At 63.8% G+C, this 16,867-nt stretch carries 18 protein-coding genes; 1 reads left to right on the top strand and 17 read right to left on the bottom strand.

All coding sequences use genetic code 11. The features are described 5' to 3' along the window. Positions 1–24: 24 nt before the first annotated feature. The 9 genes from ACZ2HM_RS06385 to rpsF all read right to left on the bottom strand — a co-directional run bounded on the left by ACZ2HM_RS06385 (position 25) and on the right by rpsF (position 6,032). Positions 25–345, bottom strand: a complete 321-nt coding sequence (locus tag ACZ2HM_RS06385; protein ID WP_037479154.1) for a hypothetical protein — start codon at positions 343–345, stop codon at positions 25–27. Between the two features lie 74 nt (positions 346–419). After that, positions 420–1,796, bottom strand: coding sequence for an MATE family efflux transporter (locus ACZ2HM_RS06380; protein WP_470426531.1), 1,377 nt, complete (start codon positions 1,794–1,796; stop codon positions 420–422). Positions 1,797–1,863: 67 nt separating this feature from the next. Next, positions 1,864–2,796, bottom strand: coding sequence for a DUF808 domain-containing protein (locus ACZ2HM_RS06375; protein WP_470426530.1), 933 nt, complete (start codon positions 2,794–2,796; stop codon positions 1,864–1,866). A gap of 92 nt (positions 2,797–2,888) precedes the next feature. Beyond that, positions 2,889–3,122 carry a hypothetical protein gene (locus ACZ2HM_RS06370; RefSeq protein WP_470426529.1) on the bottom strand — a complete coding sequence of 78 codons (234 nt, stop codon included), beginning with the start codon at positions 3,120–3,122 and terminating at the stop codon, positions 2,889–2,891. Beyond that, a complete protein-coding gene (locus ACZ2HM_RS06365) occupies positions 3,119–3,451 on the bottom strand; it encodes a hypothetical protein (RefSeq protein ID WP_470426528.1) in 333 nt (110 codons plus the stop codon). Before ACZ2HM_RS06365 ends, ACZ2HM_RS06370 begins: the two co-directional genes overlap by 4 nt. Positions 3,452–3,489: 38 nt before the next feature. After that, entirely contained in the window at positions 3,490–4,548 is a 1,059-nt protein-coding gene (locus ACZ2HM_RS06360) for an extracellular catalytic domain type 1 short-chain-length polyhydroxyalkanoate depolymerase (protein ID WP_470426527.1), read from the bottom strand. Positions 4,549–4,740: 192 nt separating this feature from the next. Next, on the bottom strand, positions 4,741–5,343 hold the full coding sequence (gene rplI / locus ACZ2HM_RS06355; protein WP_470426526.1) for a 50S ribosomal protein L9: 603 nt from the start codon (positions 5,341–5,343) through the stop codon (positions 4,741–4,743). A 13-nt stretch (positions 5,344–5,356) separates the two neighbouring features. Beyond that, a complete protein-coding gene (gene rpsR, locus ACZ2HM_RS06350; RefSeq protein WP_006950194.1) occupies positions 5,357–5,581 on the bottom strand; it encodes a 30S ribosomal protein S18 in 225 nt (74 codons plus the stop codon). 13 nt (positions 5,582–5,594) lie between these two features. After that, positions 5,595–6,032: a 30S ribosomal protein S6 gene (gene rpsF / locus ACZ2HM_RS06345; RefSeq protein WP_037475143.1), complete on the bottom strand. Its 438-nt coding sequence runs from the start codon at positions 6,030–6,032 to the stop codon at positions 5,595–5,597. Positions 6,033–6,356: 324 nt separating this feature from the next. Between rpsF and ACZ2HM_RS06340 the strand changes: the two genes are divergently transcribed. Next, on the top strand, positions 6,357–7,757 hold the full coding sequence (locus tag ACZ2HM_RS06340; RefSeq protein ID WP_037475145.1) for a GntP family permease: 1,401 nt from the start codon (positions 6,357–6,359) through the stop codon (positions 7,755–7,757). A gap of 4 nt (positions 7,758–7,761) precedes the next feature. Here the strand turns inward: ACZ2HM_RS06340 and ACZ2HM_RS06335 are convergent, their stop codons facing one another. The 8 genes from ACZ2HM_RS06335 to ACZ2HM_RS06300 all read right to left on the bottom strand — a co-directional run bounded on the left by ACZ2HM_RS06335 (position 7,762) and on the right by ACZ2HM_RS06300 (position 16,805). Continuing rightward, the gene (locus tag ACZ2HM_RS06335; protein ID WP_470426525.1) at positions 7,762–8,172 is read right to left on the bottom strand and encodes a BLUF domain-containing protein; all 411 of its coding nucleotides are present in this window, start codon (positions 8,170–8,172) and stop codon (positions 7,762–7,764) included. A gap of 151 nt (positions 8,173–8,323) precedes the next feature. After that, on the bottom strand, positions 8,324–8,770 hold the full coding sequence (locus tag ACZ2HM_RS06330; protein ID WP_037475149.1) for an RcnB family protein: 447 nt from the start codon (positions 8,768–8,770) through the stop codon (positions 8,324–8,326). A 192-nt stretch (positions 8,771–8,962) separates the two neighbouring features. Beyond that, positions 8,963–9,904, bottom strand: a complete 942-nt coding sequence (locus tag ACZ2HM_RS06325; RefSeq protein WP_006966739.1) for an IS110 family RNA-guided transposase — start codon at positions 9,902–9,904, stop codon at positions 8,963–8,965. Positions 9,905–10,199: 295 nt separating this feature from the next. Continuing rightward, positions 10,200–11,135 (bottom strand): IS110 family RNA-guided transposase, encoded by a 936-nt coding sequence (locus ACZ2HM_RS06320; protein WP_470425211.1) that lies wholly within the window; start codon positions 11,133–11,135, stop codon positions 10,200–10,202. Positions 11,136–11,742: 607 nt separating this feature from the next. Beyond that, positions 11,743–12,948 (bottom strand): ABC transporter permease, encoded by a 1,206-nt coding sequence (locus ACZ2HM_RS06315; protein WP_037479463.1) that lies wholly within the window; start codon positions 12,946–12,948, stop codon positions 11,743–11,745. Between the two features lie 190 nt (positions 12,949–13,138). Next, positions 13,139–13,840, bottom strand: a complete 702-nt coding sequence (locus ACZ2HM_RS06310; RefSeq protein ID WP_470426524.1) for an ABC transporter ATP-binding protein — start codon at positions 13,838–13,840, stop codon at positions 13,139–13,141. Between the two features lie 5 nt (positions 13,841–13,845). Next, the gene (locus tag ACZ2HM_RS06305; RefSeq protein ID WP_037476047.1) at positions 13,846–15,348 is read right to left on the bottom strand and encodes an efflux RND transporter periplasmic adaptor subunit; all 1,503 of its coding nucleotides are present in this window, start codon (positions 15,346–15,348) and stop codon (positions 13,846–13,848) included. Beyond that, positions 15,345–16,805: an efflux transporter outer membrane subunit gene (locus ACZ2HM_RS06300; protein ID WP_470426523.1), complete on the bottom strand. Its 1,461-nt coding sequence runs from the start codon at positions 16,803–16,805 to the stop codon at positions 15,345–15,347. Before ACZ2HM_RS06300 ends, ACZ2HM_RS06305 begins: the two co-directional genes overlap by 4 nt. Positions 16,806–16,867 lie beyond the last annotated feature (62 nt).

The raw sequence follows: 16,867 nt of genomic DNA, 5'->3' as shown, positions 1-16,867 counted from the left end.
GATTGTTGCGTAGCCGTCCGCCGATCAGGCGGCGGCGCTTTCCGGGGCTACGGCGAACAGGGTAACGTTGCGGTATTTGTCGTCATTCTGGTCGTAGAGGCCGTGCATTGCCTCGAATTGCTCGTCCAGCACTTTGAGGTCGGACAGGCCGACCAGCTTGAACGTGCCGAGCTTGAGTTCGCGCGGGGGGGTGCCGTCGCGATCGACGGTCACGGCGTCGATGAACAATTCGTCATGGCGCGTGTAGAGGATGTGCGGGGCCAGGGTGACGACCATCTTGTTATAGGTCACCTTCAGGCACTTCTGGAGCGCGATCGCTTCAAAAATCTCGGTCGGGGCTTGCATGATGTCCGATTCATGACTGATTTTGCCGATTCTTTCAATTGCTTTGTGCGCCGCACCATGGACGCGCAACGCAATCAGGCCGGAACGAGGCCCAGCCGTTCGCGTAAGGACCAGCGGATGACCAGCATGACGGCCACAACGCCAAGGCCGCTGGCGAGACCGAGCCAAATGCCGAGGCCGTCCATGCCGAGCGGAAAGGCGAGCAGGCTGCCGATGCCGATCCCCACCACCCAATAGCCGATGAGCGCGAAGATCATCGGGATGGTCGTGTCCTGCAACCCGCGCAGCACGCCCGCGCCGACGGCCTGTGCGGCATCGACAAGCTGAAACAGCGCGGCGATGGCGAGGAAGCTGACGGCGAGGCTGATCGTCCGGGCATTGGCCGGGTTGTCGAGGTCGAGGAAGACGGACACAAGAGTGCGGGGCATCAGGATGAGCGCGGCGGCAGCGGCGGCGGCAAAGCCTGTGCCGAGGATCAGTGCCAGCCACCCGGCGCGGCCGATCCCGGCGCGGTCATGCCGCCCATGGGCGATGCCGACGCGCACGGTGGCGGCCTGGCCTATGCCCATCGGCACCATGAATACCAGAGCGGCGATCTGGATCGCGACCGCATGGGCGGCGAGCGAGTCGCGGTCGATCAACCCCATGAGCAGCGCCGAGGCGTTGAATACGGTGGTTTCAAAGCCGAGCGTGATCGCGATTGGCAGGCCGAGCGCCCATACCTGTCGCTGCCTTTCGCGGTCGCGCGTCCAGAAACGACCGAGGATGCGATAACGACGGAAACGCCGGTCGATCAGGATGACGCCGAGCAGGCCGAAGAAGAGGAAGGCCGACGAGATGGTGCCCGCCAGCCCGGCGCCGAACAGGCCAAGCGGCGGAAAGCCGAGATGGCCGAAGATCAGCGCCCAGCCAATCAGCAGGTTGAACGGGAGCGCGCAGAGCATGATGAGCAGGCCCCAGATCGGCCGTTCCAGCGCTGCGATGAAGGTGCGCAGCGTGGTGAAGCCGAGAAAGGGGAGCAGCGCCCATTGCATGCCGTGCATCAATCGTCCGGCATCGCGCGACAGGTCGGCATCCTGCCCCATGGCGAGCAAAATCGCTTCGCACTGCCACAGGATCACCCATGCGGGGAGGACGAAGAAGAGGGCGGCGCGCAGCGTCTGTTGCACGGTGCGGCGCACGTCGCGCACGGAATGGCGGCGGCGGCCGCGCTCGCTGGCGATCAGGGGTGAGGCGGCGGTGACGAGGCCCATGCCAAAGAGCAGAAAGGCATGGAACAGGTTGATGGCGAGCGCACCCGCCGCGACCGCTTCTGCGCCGAGGCGGCCGAGCAGCAGCAGGTCCGTCGCGGCGATGGCGGACCAGGCGATATTGCCCGCGATCATCGGCAGCGCGAGGGCGATGAGGGCGCTGGCTTCGATGCGCCATGGAGAGGGGTGGGTCACGGCCATGGTCCAGAAGATCGGGTGTGCCGTCGTGCCCTGGGCTCCTGCTTGCGCAGGGGCACGGACCGTTGGCTTAGTGCTTTTTCTTGAACAGATGCAGGACGGCGACGATGATGGCACCGATCGCCAGGCCGACAATGCCTGCGCCGATCGCATTGACCACCCAATCGGCCACCGGGCCGATGGCGGGGAGTGCCTGGGCCGCGCCCTGCGCCAGATGGTGGATCATGTCGGGGATCAGATCGAGATGATATTCGTGCAGGCCGTGGACGATGAGGCCGCCGCCGACCCACAGCATCGCGGCGGTGCCGACGACGCTTAATATCTTCATGAGGATCGGCATCGCCTTGACCAGGCCACGGCCGATCGCGCGGGTGACGTAGGAGGCGCGTTGGGCGAGGTGGAGGCCGATATCGTCCATCTTCACGATGAGGCCGACGACGCCATAGACGCCCGCGGTGATCCCGATGGCGACGACGAACAGGACGATCGCCTGCTCCCAGACGGGCTTGTCGGCCACCGTGCCGAGCGAAATGGCCATGATTTCACCCGACAGGATGAAATCGGTGCGGATGGCGCTCGATACTTTCTGGTTTTCAAGCTCGGTCGAATTGAGGGTCGCCAGCGCTTCCTCGGCGACGTCATGGCCGCCCTGGATCGCTTCCAGCAGCTTTTCCGCCGCCTCGAAACAGAGGAAGGCGCCGCCCATCATCAGCAGCGGTGGCAGCAGCCAGGGCGCGAGCGCGCTGATGAGCAAGGCTGCGGGCAGCAGGAAGAGGAGTTTGTTGCGGATCGACCCCTTGGCGATTTTCCAGATGATCGGCAATTCGCGTTCGGCGGTGAGGCCCATGACGTAATTGGGAGTCACGGCGGCGTCGTCGATCACGACGCCTGCCGCCTTCGTGCCGGCCTTACCAGCCGCGGCGGCGACATCGTCGAGCGAGGTCGCGGCAAGTTTGGCAATGCCCGCGACATCGTCGAGCAGCGCGATCAGACCCGAAGGCATGGACGGTCATTCCCCTGTTATGGGCGGTGTTTGGCCGCCCCGTGCGCGCGCTTCATAGAGGGCGCGTGGCGGGGGAGCAATGGAGGTTTGGTTCAGTAATTGCCCGGCGGGTCGCTGGCGGGAAAGCTCTCGTCCGACTGTTCATCGACCAAGTTCCAATCCGCCTGCGCAATGCCCTCCTGCGGCCCGGCATCGCGGACGATGCCGGATGAGCCGATGGGACCGCGATCGTCGGCCACCTTGCCGTCGCCCATCCATGCGCGCCAGCCCTTGAGCGCGATGGCACCCAGACCCGTGACGATGGCCAGTTTGAATAGCCCCTTCATGATTGCTTCTCCCGCTCATGATGTATGTGGACCCAGTCGGCCGGATCATGACCGACCGCTTCGGAGGTCAGCCGGATCTCGCCTTCTTCGTCGGACCCGCCCGAATCGCTTTCATTTGCAGCGGGCGGTGCCACAGTCCAGCGTTCGCGCAGGGCCGCGTCAATCATCGCTTCCCAGATCGCCGCATCGCCGACGGCGCGCATGGCTTCGTCGGGTTCTTTCATCAGGGCGAGGATGCTGGCCGCATCCTGAACGCGGGCGGGCCAGTCGTCGGGTGCGTCCGTGGCGAGATAGCGGGCCAGCTTTTCGATCAGGGCAGGGTTTTTCATGATGGCGCAACGCGCCGCGCGGGGCGGCGTTCCGTGCGTCAGGGTGCTGCCTTGCGCACTGGCTTGCGCCTACGGGCGAGGAAGAAGCGCAGCATGGCGCGCGAGGCGTCGGGACCGGCGGGGTCGGTGTAGGACCCCGCGCGCGCGCCGCCCGACCAGGCGTGGCTGCTGCCATGAACGGTCCAGTTTTCCAGCATGACGTCGCCCTTTGCGTCGCGATGTTCGGTGCGGGTGAAGGCGCGGCCGCCCTCCGACATGCCTTCCTCAGACCGGCTGACTAGCGGGCCGTGGGGCGATCGTTCGAGCAGAGATAGGAAACCGTCGGCGTTGGAGGGGTGGACGACGGTGTCGGCGTCGCCATGAAAGACGATGGTGGGGCGGGGGCGGGGTGTGCGGCCGGTGGGGGCCTCGCTCGTTGAGCGGCCCCGCATGGCGGCCAGCGCGCCGCTGACGGTGCTGACGTCGCCACGGGTCAGGGCGGAATGAATGCCGACCGCGACGAACAGTTCGGGATAGGCCTGGCCGATGATGGCCGCCGCGACGCCGCCTGCCGATATGCCCGCGATATAGACGCGCGTTGGGTCGGCGCGGGCCAACGCGATGGCGTGGCGGGTCAGTCCGGCGATCAGCGCCGGTTCGCCCTTGCCGCGCAGCTGGTCGCCGGGCCGGTGCCAGTTCCAGCAGCGGGCCATATTGGCCGACCGGGATTGTTCGGGATAGAGCATGATGACGCCGCGTTCGTCGGCGAGTTGGTTCATGCCAGTGCCGGTCGCGAAATCGCCCGCCGATTGGGAACAGCCGTGGAGCATCACGACGATCGGCATGCGGCGGCGCGCGGAGCCGGTCGGGGTGTAGAGCTTATAGCGGATCGCGCCATGCTTGCTTTCGAACAGGCCGTCGATGAAGCTGCCGGGCAGAGGCCGGGCGGGCGGGGTCGGCTTGGCGATCCGTTTGGTGGCAGGTTTGCGGGCTGGCGCTTTTTTGAGGGGCTTGGCGGGAGTCGTCAGTAGCCCATGCATGGCAAAGGCGGCCGACATCGGGCGGCCCTTCTGCATCAGTCTGGCGGCCTTCATGGCCGAGGCGAATGGATTTTTCATGGGACGTCCCCTTGGCTGACGCGCGGTTAAGGGCCAACCACGATGCAAGCCTGAATGGGGAAACGGGCTGCATCCCGGTTCGATCCCGCAGTGCAGCATTTACTTGGACGCGGAGGGCCAACCCTTTGTGCCGTACCAACAAAAAAGCCGCCCGTTGCGGGGCGGCTTTCTCGTTCGATCGGACGATAAGGCTCAGGCGTCTTCGGCCGGGGCTTCGTCTTCAGCCTTGTCCATGGCGATTTCGCCCGGCTCAGCATTGGGATCATAGTCTTCGGTGAAGCCGCTCTCGTCCTTTTCGAACAGATCAGCCATCACGTCCACGCCTTGCGACTGGAGATCGGCTTCTTCCGGCGAGCGGGCGACGTTGACCTGGATGGTGGTCACGACTTCGGGGTGCAGCGCAACCTTGACGTCGAACACGCCGAGCGTCTTGATCGGGCGTTCCAGCACGATCATCGACTTGGTCACGTTGCTGATGCCCTGGGCGCTGAGCGCTTCGAGGATGTCGCGGACCGCAACCGAACCATAGAGCGCACCAGCGTTGGACGACTGGCGGATCAGGACGATCTGGGTGCCGTTGACACCATCGGCCGCGGCTTCCGCGTCGGCACGACGGGCAGCGTTGTCGGCTTCGATCTTGGCGCGGTTGGCCTCGAACACCTTTTTATTGGCGTTGTTGGAGCGCAGCGCCTTCTTGTTCGGCAACAGGAAGTTACGGGCGTAGCCGTCCTTGACGGTCACGACGTCGCCAATGGCGCCGAGCTTCTCGATGCGTTCGAGCAGAATGATTTCCATGGGGCTTACTCCCTTACTTCACGATGTAGGGCAGCAGGCCCAGATGACGGGCGCGCTTGATGGCCTGGGACAGTTCGCGCTGCTTCTTGGCCGAAACGGCCGTGATGCGGCTGGGGACGATCTTGCCGCGTTCGGACACGAAGCCCTGCAACAGACGAACATCCTTATAATCGATCTTCGGCGCATCCTTGGCGGCGAAGGGGCAGCTCTTGCGGCGGCGGAAAAATGGGCGTGCCATGGTTCAGGTCTCCTTATTCGCCAGCGGTTTCTTCGCGGTCGCGGCGCGGGCCACGATCACCACGATCTTCACGCGGGCCACGATCGCCACGGTCGCCGCGGGGACCGCGATCACCACGTTCCGAACGCTCCTGCTTGCGCATCATCACCGACGGGCCGGTTTCCAGCTCGTCGACCTTGACGGTCATGTAGCGGATGATGTCTTCGTTGATCTGGGTCTGGCGCTCCAGCTCCGCGATCACATTGCCCGGCGCGTCGATGTTCAGCATGACGTAGTGCGCCTTGCGGTTCTTCGCGATCTTGTAGGCGAGCGAACGCAGGCCCCAGGTCTCGACCTTGGTAACCTTGCCTTCATTCTCTTCGACGATCTTGGTGGCGATTTCCGCCAGCGCGTCCACCTGCGCCTGTGCCAGATCCTGGCGCGCAAGGAACACATGCTCGTACAGAGCCATGATAATGCCTTTTCTGTTGGCCGATTGCTGACGCGCACCCCATGTGCAGCGCCCCTCCGGCTGTCGTCTCGTTCCGTATCTTCGCACTAGAGCGAGTCACCCCGGTCCGTCGCGAAGGCGGGCCTATGGCGGAAATGCGGGGGAAAGGCAAGGGGCTCGCGTGGCTATGTGATCCGCCAGACTTGCCAGCGCAGATTGAATATAGATAGTGCGCCACCATGGCAAAGCGTTCCTCGGCGAAGGCCGGGGTCCAGTTGTTAGGTTTGGACTGGGCCCCGGCCTTCGCCGGGGAACGGACATAAAATTTGAGGAGCAGGAGAGTATATGGCCGTTGCGATTGCCGCCTTGTCACTGATCCTGCTGATGATCGCCGCTTATCGGGGCATGAGCGTCATTATCATGGCGCCGGTGCTGGCGATGCTGGCGGTGTTGCTGACGGATCCGGCCGCCGTGCCTGCTGCCTTTTCGGGGCTGTTCATGGAGAAGGTGGCGAGTTTTCTGAAACTCTATTTCCCCGTGTTTCTGCTCGGCGCGCTGTTTGGCAAGCTGGTCGAGATTTCGGGTTTTTCCCGCGCGATCGTGACGGCGGTGATCGGCGTGGTGGGCGCGGGGCGGGCGATTCCGGCAATCATGCTGGTGACGGCATTGCTGACCTATGGCGGGGTGTCGGTGTTCGTCGCGGTGTTCGCCGTCTATCCCTTTGCCGCCGAGATGTTTCGCCGCGCCGACATTCCCAAGCGACTGGTGCCCGCGACCATTGGCCTTGGCGCGATCACCTTCACCATGGACGCGTTGCCCGGCACGCCGCAGATCCAGAATATCATTCCGACGAGCTTCTTTGGCACGACCACTTGGGCGGCGCCGGTGCTGGGGACGATCGGGTCGGTCTGCATCGCGGCGATGGGGTTGGCCTATCTTGGCTGGCGGCGACGGACGCTGATGGCGGCGGGCGAGGGCTATGGCGCGCCTGAAACGCTGGTCAACGAGCCGGAGCCGGTGGAGGACGCCGCCCCGGTGCATCCACTGATCGCGCTGCTGCCGCTGTTGGTGGTGGGGGTGGGCAATCTGCTGCTGACGATGGCGATTCCGCGCTGGGTGAGCGGCGATGTCGTCACCTTGTCACTGGTGGGGATGGCTGCGCCGGTGGAGGTGCAAGTGGCGCAGGTGTCCGCGCTATGGGCGGTGGAGGGCGCTTTGCTGCTCGGCATTGCGACGATCCTTGCCTTCGCGTTTCGAACGGTGGCCAAGCGCTTTGCCGAAGGGTCGAAGGCGGCGGTGGGCGGCGCTTTGCTGGCGGGGATGAATACGGCGGTGGAATATGGGTTCGGGGCGGTGATCGCGGCGCTGCCCGGTTTTCTGGTCGTCAAGGAGGCGCTCAAGGCTATCCCCAATCCGTTGATCAATGAAGCGATTACGGTGACGTCGCTCGCTGGGATCACCGGATCGGCATCGGGTGGCCTGTCGATCGCGCTGGCGGCGATGGCGGACCAGTTCTTGATGGCGGGCGATGCGGCGGGGATTCCGCGCGAGGTGCTGCACCGGGTTGCGTCGATGGCGTCGGGCGGGATGGACAGTTTGCCGCATAATGGCGCGGTCATCACCCTACTGGCGGTGACGGGGCTGACCCACCGGCAGGCCTATAAGGACATCTTCGCGCTGACGCTCATCAAGACGCTGACCGTCTTTGTCGTGATTGCGGTCTATTATCTGACCGGCCTGGTCTGATCTCTTATCGGACGGCCGGGCGGTGCAGGTCGGCTGATCCCATAAAGTGCGCGCGGGTCGAGGGACCGGCCCGTTCGAGCAGGGCGGCGACCTTGTCCTTCAAGCTGTTCGACGGCCGGGCGGGGTCGTCATAGGCCATGGCCCATTGGCCGAATTCGCGTGTCTCGATCGTGCCCTCGCGCAGCTTGACGACGGCGCGGTGGCGTGGGTCGTCATAGATGCGGGCGAAGATGCGTTCGACGGCATCCCTTGGCCCTTCCAGCACCTGGAGGAAGCGGCGCGAGTTGAACAGCAGGAGGCCGGTCACATCGTCGCGCTGATTGTTGACGGCAGAGAGTTGCGCGACGGCGGCGCACTCCTGCGGCGTGACCGTGCCGACGACGGTGCTGATATACATGATATGATGTAGTGGCATGGATGGTCCCGGCTCGGCGCTTTGGTATCTTATAGAGGAAAATCCCTTAATATGGGGTATTTAACCTGGATTAGACAGGAAAATGCCCCAGGGGGGAGAGAGAACCCCTGGGGCATCCGTGCGACCCTCCGGCTGTCGGGAGGTATGGGATTTAGCGGATCGCGCCGCCGATGACCGCGCCGATGATGCCGCTGGTGAGGGCGATCAGGACCGCGTCGTTCCCCGACTGGACCCACTGATAGCCGCGCGGCGGGGCGTTGAGGCGATAGCCGCGATAATTGTTGATCACCCGATAATTGGCGGCCTGGCGACGGTCGAAGCGCTGACCCTTGGCCCAGCGATGATTGACCACGGCGGCGCGGTTCGGGCGATAGGCGTTGCCGCGATAGACGACATTGCCATTGTTGCGTACCCCGGTCTTGTTCACGACGGTCTTCTGCTTGACCACGGTGCGGCCGTTGGGCTTTTGCTTGACGACCGTGCGGGTCTGTTCCTGGCGGTGCTGCGCGCCGTAGCTTTGTGCCTGGGCCTGCGCGCTGATGAGGGGGCTGGCGACCAGGGTGGTGGTGGCCAGGGCCATGATGATCTTCTTGAACATGTGCTTGCTCCTTTGCCTGTGTTTCGGGCGCCGTCTCTGGCGTCGAAGACAGAGATAGGCCCCGCTTGTCGCAGGGATGTGCCGGGAAGGGGCAAAGAGTGTCGGAAAATGTATCAAATGGGGGTTTTGCCTGAATGACTGTTCAGGAAGAGCCGGATTTCAGGGGTTTGTGCGCTAGAGTATCCGTGATGGTCAAGCGCATGCTGTGGTCCAGAGACGATCTGCCCTGAGTAGCGCATTTGCGGTGACGATGAGCTTTCGCATGATGGCTGTGATGGCGATTTTGGCGGGTTTTCCGGCAGCGATGAGCTGCTGGTATTTGGCCTTGAGGTTTGGATTGAATCGGGCGGCGACCAGAGCAGGCATGTAGAGAGCCTGTCGGACATTGGCCCTACCGCCGCGGATGAAGCTTTTGCCTTTCCATTGGCCGGACTGGCGCGCGACCGGGGCAAGTCCGGCGAGCGAGGCAGCCTGCTTGTTATCGAGCGATCCGAGTTCGGGCATGGTGGCGATGATCTGGTTGGCGGTGAGTGTGCCGAGGCCAGCGATGCTGGTGAGAATGTGGTGGCGCCGGACGAGCTTTTCATCTGCGGCAATGACGGCCGCGATTTCAGCGTCGAGCGCAGCGATGTGGCGAGCGATCTGTTCGAGCCGTTGGCTGCACTGGCGCTTAAGCAGCGTGACGGTGAGGTTCTTTTCGCGGTTTTTGAGCGCGGTGCGATCACGCACCAGACCATCGCGGGCGTTGACGAGTTCGGCCAGTTGGTTCTGCTGCGGGCTTCGGGCGGGCCTGACCGGGGGTTTCAGCGTCACCGCCATCCGTGCGAGCAGCCTGGCGTCGATGCGATCGGTCTTGGCGAGCGTGCCTGTCGCCTGAGCGAAGCGCCTTGCCCGTTCCGGGTTGAGCTTGACGCAGGGCATATGGCCGAGCGCGACCTCCAGCGCGCGGTGGTAGATGCCGGTAGCCTCATAGGCGATCCGCTCGACCTCCCATTGCCCGGCCCATGCGATCAGGGTCTTGTGGCCCTTGGTGGTGTTGGGGAACTGGCGCTCGATCCCGATGGGATGGACATAGCAGTCCAACGTCGCTTTGGAGATGTCGATGCCGATGGTTTGTGGTAGAGAGTTGCTCATCTTTTTCGCTGTCCCATGCTTGTCATCCGGGCCTTAAAAGCCCCGGTATCCGTTCGGGCCTGATGAAAAAGAAAGGGGCGATCCTACTCTAACCCGGTCCCTTCACGACCAGCGGTTTTGCGATCCGTCCCCTTCCGTCCGGTCCGGGGTGGCCACCCCGGACCGGACATCGCATCCTGACCCGAACGGACCACAAAGTCATAAGACAAGCGTGATGACTTTACTCAGAACCGTTCGTCCTGAGTAGCCCCTTCGACTGCCTGCCAAGGCAGGCGCTCAGCAACCGTATTGGGTGTCAAGCGAGATTGGCCCATGGTTTATCCTGCTGGACGATGGCGTTTGCGATAATGAGGAGTTTTCGCATGGCGGCGGTGATGGCGACTTTGGGCGCTTTGCCTCCCGCGCGGAGGTGCTGGTAGAAGTCGCGGATGGTTGGATTGAAGCGGATGGCGGGTAATGTTGCCATGTAGAGCGCGCATCTGACCGAGAGTCGGCCGCCGGTAATATGCGCCTGACCGCGCCACTGGCCGCTGTCACGGTTCATGGGAGCGATGCCGGCAAGGGCTGCGATCTGCTTTTTGTCAGCGATACCAAGTTCGGGGAGTTCGGCGATCAGCACTGCCGCTGTCGTGGCGCCGATGCCTGGAATAGACTCCAGCAGCATAGCTTTGCGCGCGAGCGTGGCATCAGCCTCGATTTCAGCCGTTATGCGCGCATCGCACTGGCCGATTTGTCCTTGCAGGAAGGCAATATGCTCGCGGATCGAAGCCAGCGTTTCGGCGTCATCGAGGCCGGACAGACGCTGCTTTTCGGTAGCCAGCATACCGACCAGTTGCCGCCTTCTGCGCACTTGCTCGGCAAGGCGAGCCTGATTTTCAGGTGTTGGCGGTGTTCTGGCGGGCTGCATGGCGTCAGCGAAGCGTAGGATGATGCCAGCGTCAAGCGCATCGGTTTTGGCGAGTTGACCGCTCGCTCTAGCAAAATCCCGCACTTGCCTGGGATTGACGATGCTCATGGCGATCCCCGCCGCTCCCATCTGGCGAGCGAGCAACCGGCCATAGCGGCCCGTTGCCTCGCAGACGATATGGGGATGTTCAAGGGTCGCGAGCCGCCTTCTTAAAGCCGCGATCCCTGCCACCGAATTGGTACGGCGCCAAACCCCGTTAGCCCCCGGTAAGGCAATATCGAGTGCCGCCTTAGATACATCGACGGCAACATATTGGTTCGACATCATGTTTCTCCACCTTGCATACGAGCTCAAGGCTCAGGCAACCGTTCGAGACGATCATGGATGGAGCGGACGGCTTTGCTGAGGATCGCGAGCTTTATGCCCAAGGACAGGCACAGCCTATCCGCTCCGACCTGTCCGGGGTCATGACCCCAGACAGGTCGGCACCAATTCAACCAAGGCTGAAATAAATGCCAACCCCAATATGCAAGGACAGGCATTGAGCGAAGTCGGAGTCGCAGACGACCGAAGGGCAAATGGCGTATCGAAGGATATACAGCGCAGCCGACCCTTCGATACGGGTCTTCGACAAGCTCAGCCCCTACTCAGGGCGAACGGAGTGATGCGACTCAAAGTCATCATGCTCTAGATTAATAGCTGGACACCCCTCCGTCTGGCTGCGCCAGCCACCTCCCCCGCCGGGGGATCGTTGCGAAATGCGGATCGCTTACGAATCATCGTCATTCCCGCGAAGGCGGGAATCCATCTCCCACCTTATCGTCTTGATTTTAGGTCCGGAGATGGATCCCCGCCTTCGCGGGGATGACGTAAAAACTTGTGGATGATGAATATCGCAACGATCCCCCGCCGGTGGAGGATGAACTGTCTGCTATTCGTGCCGGAGGGCGTCGATGGGGTTGAGGGCGGCTGCGCGTCGGGCGGGGAAATAGCCGAACACGACGCCGATCGCCGCCGAAAAGACGAAGGCGATCAGGTTGACCTTGATGTCGAAGAGGAAGGGCACCTGCATCAGCGGGGCGATGGCGGCGGTTGCGGCCAGCGCCAGCAGCAGGCCGATCAGGCCGCCAAGGCAGGACAGCACGATTGCTTCGACCAGGAACTGCATCAGCACTTCGCGCGCGACCGCGCCGATGGCGAGGCGGATGCCGATTTCGCGGGTCCGCTCGGTCACCGACACCAGCATGATGTTCATGATGCCGATGCCGCCGACCAGCAGCGAGATGGCGGCCACCGCGCCGACGATCTGGGTCAGGATGGTGGTGGTGCCGGTCAGCGTGTCGCTGATCTGTTTGGTGTCGAAGACGTTGAAATTGTCTTCGGACCCGGCTTTGATCTTGCGCCGTTCGCGCATGAGTTCTTCCAGGCTCGTCTGCACGGTGCTGGTGTCATAGGCATCGTCCACCGCGACCATAATCTGGCTGATGTCGCGGTCGCCGGTGAAGCGGCGTTGCACGAATTTGATCGGCATCACGACGACATCGTCCTGATCGCCAAAGCCGCCCTGGCCGCGTGTCTTGAGCGCGCCGATCACCTGGCAGGAAATGCCCTTGATCCGCATCCGCTTGCCCACCGGGTCCGCGCCCTGGAACAGGTTGGTGCGCACGGTATTGCCGATGATGCAGACCGGACGACCGGCCTCTTCCTCTTCGGGCAGGAAAAGGCGGCCGACATCGGTGGTCCATTGCTGCACCTCGGAATAGGCCGATGTCGTGCCATAGACGGTGGTGGACCAGTTATTGCCTTCATAGATGGCGGTGCCGCTCGACTGCACCAGCGGCGCGACGGCGCGCACGCCGGTCAACTGATTCTGGATGGCGGTGAGGTCGGCAGGCTTGAAATCGGGCGGGCGGGGGCCGCCGCCGCCGCGACCAAAGCCCTGGCCGGGCCGCAATTGCAGGACGTTGGCACCGAGCGAGCTGATCTGCTCGCGCACGGCCGCGGTCGCGCCATTGCCGAGCGTCACCATGGTGACGACGGCGGCAACGCCGATGATGATGCCCAGCGTCGTGAGGAAGCTGCGCAGCTTGTGGCGGTTGATCGCGCGGAAGGCGAGGGTGATGGTGGTGCCTAGCATCCCAAGTCTCCTCGCCCCTTGGGGGAGAGGATAGCGGCGCTTGCCAGCTTGCTGGCTAGCCCCGCTTGGAGAGGGGGCAGCGATCCGCCGCGAGGGCATACCCCCCTCTTCCAACTCCGCCTAAGTCGCTTCGCGCTTAAGGCTGCGTATCCTTCTCCCCCGCGGGGAGACGGCTTGATCGCTATCCCCATCACGCCGGCACCTCATTGTCGATGCGTTCGACCAGGCCGTCCTTGAAATGGACGATGGTTCGCGCGAAGGCGGCCATGTCGGGTTCGTGGGTGACCATCAGCACGGTGATGCCGCTGTTCTGATTGAGATCGGTCAGCAATTCCATGATTTCAACCGATCGTTCGGAATCGAGATTGCCGGTCGGTTCGTCGGCCAGCAGCACGTCGGGGCTGGTGACGATGGCGCGGGCGATGGCGACGCGCTGTTGCTGGCCGCCCGACAGTTCGGCGGGCGTATGGTCCCACCACTCCTTGAGGCCGACCTTGTCGAGTGCGGCCATGCCGAGCTCATAGCGCGTCTTCTTGTCCTCGCCGCGATAGATGAGCGGGAGTTCGACATTTTCGAGCGCGGTGGTGCGGGAGAGGAGGTTAAAGCCCTGGAACACGAAGCCGAGATAGCGGCGGCGCAGCAGGGCGCGCTGGTCACGGTCCAGCGTTTCGACATGGTGCCCCTTGAACAGGAAAGTGCCCGCCGATGGGACGTCCAGGCAGCCCAAGATGTTCATCGTCGTCGATTTGCCGGAGCCGGATGGTCCCATCACGGCGACGAAATCACCCTGTTCGATGTCGAGGTCGATACCTTTCAAGGCCTGAAAGGCGGTCGGGCCTTCGCCATAGACTTTTGTGACCCCGCGCAGCGAGATGATCGGTGCAATCGCCATGCGCCTTACGTCCCGCTCGGCCGGCCAGTGCCGCGCGTTTCGGTGGGGGCGACGGGGGCGGTTTCGGGGGCCTTGTCGCCCGAATTGCCGAGCGAGCCGACGCTGGCGGGCTTGCCGTCCGTTGCCGGATTGCGCTGGCGATCGGGGGCCTTGGCATCGGTTGCGGCGGGGCGCTGGTCTTCGGCCGGGGCTTCCTGGCCCGCAGCCAATTGCCCGGTGATGACGCGCATCCCTTCCTTGATCTCGCCGCCGGTGATGGCGGTGCGCGATCCGTCGCTGGCGCCGATGGTGACTTGCACCGCCTTGGGGTTGCCGTCTTCGCCCAGCACATAGACGGTCTGGCTGCTGCCTGCGCCGAAATTGACCTGGCGCGCATTGCCGCCGCGCCGCATCCGGCCGGGGCCGGGCAGGACGCTGGTGATGCCGCCGCCCTTTGCGCCCGCGCTCGGCTTGAAGCGCAGGGCGCTGTTGGGGATCAGCAGCACGTCGTGCAATTCCTGCGTCACGATGTCGGCGGTGGCGGTCATGCCCGGACGCAGCGTTTCATCTTCGTTATTCACGGTTAGAACGGCGGTGTAGGCGACCACGGTGCCGGTCGTGCTGGTCGTGGTGGTAGAGGAAGACGAGGTGCTGCTGGCGTTCGAGCCGACATTCACGCGGGACACGGTCGCGGGGAAAGTGCGGCCGGGGAAGGCGTCGACGGCGAAGGTCGCGCTCTGGCCGTCCTTGACCTGGCCGACATCGGCTTCATCGACCGACACTTCGACTTCCATCTGGGTCAGATCCTCGGCGATGGTGAACAGCACCGGCGCGTTGAAGGACGCCGCCACGGTCTGGCCCGGCTCGATATCGCGCGAGAGGACCACGCCGGTCACAGGCGAGACGATCTGCGCGATCGACAGGTTGGTCTGGGCAGACGAGAGCTGGGCACGGGACACATCGACCTGCGCCTGCGCCGATCGCAGGCTGGCGACTGCGCCCTGATAATTGGCGCGCGCCGTGTCGATCTCGGTCTTGGCGGGCACTTTGCCGCCCGACAATTGATAGACGTTGAGTTGGCGGTCGAGCGTCGCCTTGGCAAGCGCGACCTGGGCCTGGGCCTGGGCGACGCTGGCCTGGGAAGCGGAGACTTGCGAGCGGTTCTGGTTCACGGAATCGACCAGGCGGCGGGTGTCGAGTTCGGCGAGCCGCTGGCCGCGCGTGACGCGATCATTGACGTCGACATAGACGGCGGTGATCTTGCCCGACTGTTCGGACCCCACATCGACCTGATTGACGGGCTTGAGGTTCCCGGTGGCGGAGACGGCAACGGTCAGGTCGCCCTTGCGCACTTCACGGGTCGCGTAATTGGGCTTGTCGTCGCCCGAAAAACACTGCGACACCAACAGGATGGCGATGAGCAGCGCGACGCCGACGCCGCCCCGGATCGCCCATTTGCGCCAGGGTTTGGCGGGCTTGGCGCCCAGAAATTCGTCGAGGGCCGGATCGGTGGTCACGTCATTGCTCATGATTTTTGCTCATCGATGGGGCGGTTGTCCATGCTCTGCCAACCGCCGCCCAAGGCATCATAGAGGCGGGCGATGGCGAGAATTTCGTCTGAACGGGCGGTGGCGAGGCTGTTGCGGGCGTTCAAAAGGGTGGTTTCGCTATTCGACAGCGTCTGGAAGTCGATAAGGCCTGCCTGATATTGGCTGCGCGCCAGCAGGGCGGCATTGTTCGATGCATCATAGGCGATGGTGAATTCGGCCTGCCGTGCCCGCGCGCTGGCGAGCGAGGCCATCGCATTTTCGACATCCTCCAGGGCGGTCAGCACGCTTTGCTTGTAGGCGGCAAAGGCAGCGTCGGTTGCCGCCCGTTGCGATCGGACCTGCGAGGCCAAGCGGCCGCCGTCGAAAATGACTTGCGACACATTGGCGAAGAGGCCGCCGGTGATCAGGCTGAACAGATCGCTGAAGGCATTGGACGTGGTGCCCAGATTGCCGCTGATGCCAAGCGAGGGATAGAGTTGCGCTTCCGCCACGCCGATCCGCGCGGTTGCCGCGGCAAGGGCGCGTTCGGCGCTGCGCACGTCGGGCCGCTGGCGAAGCGTATCGGCGGGGATGCCAAGGGCGATCTGCGACGTGGCGGTGGGGATGGGGGCGGGCGTTTCGAGCGTGCGGGTCGCTTCGCCCGGCGCCTGTCCGGTCAGGACGGCGATGCGGTTGAGGCTGCCGCGCAGGTTCGCTTCCTGCTGCGGGATGGAGGCGCGGGTTTGCGCCAGTTGCGCGCGGGCCTGCTGTTCATCGAGCGAGGAGACGAGGCCTGCCTGCAAGCGCCAACCGGCAATATCGAAATTATCCTGCTGCACCTGCTGCGTTTCGCGGGCGATGCGCAATTGTTCCTGCGCCAGCCGCGCCTGGACATAGTTGGTGACCAGTTCGGAAATGATCGTCATCCGCACGGTCGCCAGGTCATAGCCTGATCCCGCCAGTTCGGCGCGTGCGGCTTCGGCCGAGCGGGAGAGTTCGCCGAACAGGTCGATCTGCCAACTGGCGGATGTGTTGGCGGAATAGCTGCTCGACCAGTTGCTGGCACCGGTGCTGATGACATTGCCGCTGTCATCGACACGGGTGCCGCCTGCCTGGCTGCGGTAATTCTTGCCGCCATTGCCCGATGCATTGAGCTGCGGCAGGAAGGCGGCGTTGGTCTGTGCCAGGCTTTCGCGCGCCTGGCGCAGCCGGGCTTGGGCCTGGACGATATCCAGATTGTTGGCGATCGCCGTATCGATCAGGGCCGAGAGCGTCGGATCATTGAGCCGGGTCCACCATTGGGCCAGATCGGCCTCATTCTGCGGCGTGCCGACATTCTGATAATAGGTGGCGGGCACCCCCATCGATACGGCCTGTGGCGGTCGATAGTCCGGGCCGACGGCGCAGGCCGACAGGCTCAGCGCCGTCCCACATATCCCTGCAAAGCGATATCGCACCTTTTCCTAGCACTCCGTCATCGTTAAAGGGGCCGCCACGCGCCGAAACAGATGGCGGGAAA

The organism is Sphingobium sp. KKT206 (assembly GCF_055640555.1).
This window is presented reverse-complemented; position numbering and strand designations above follow the sequence as displayed.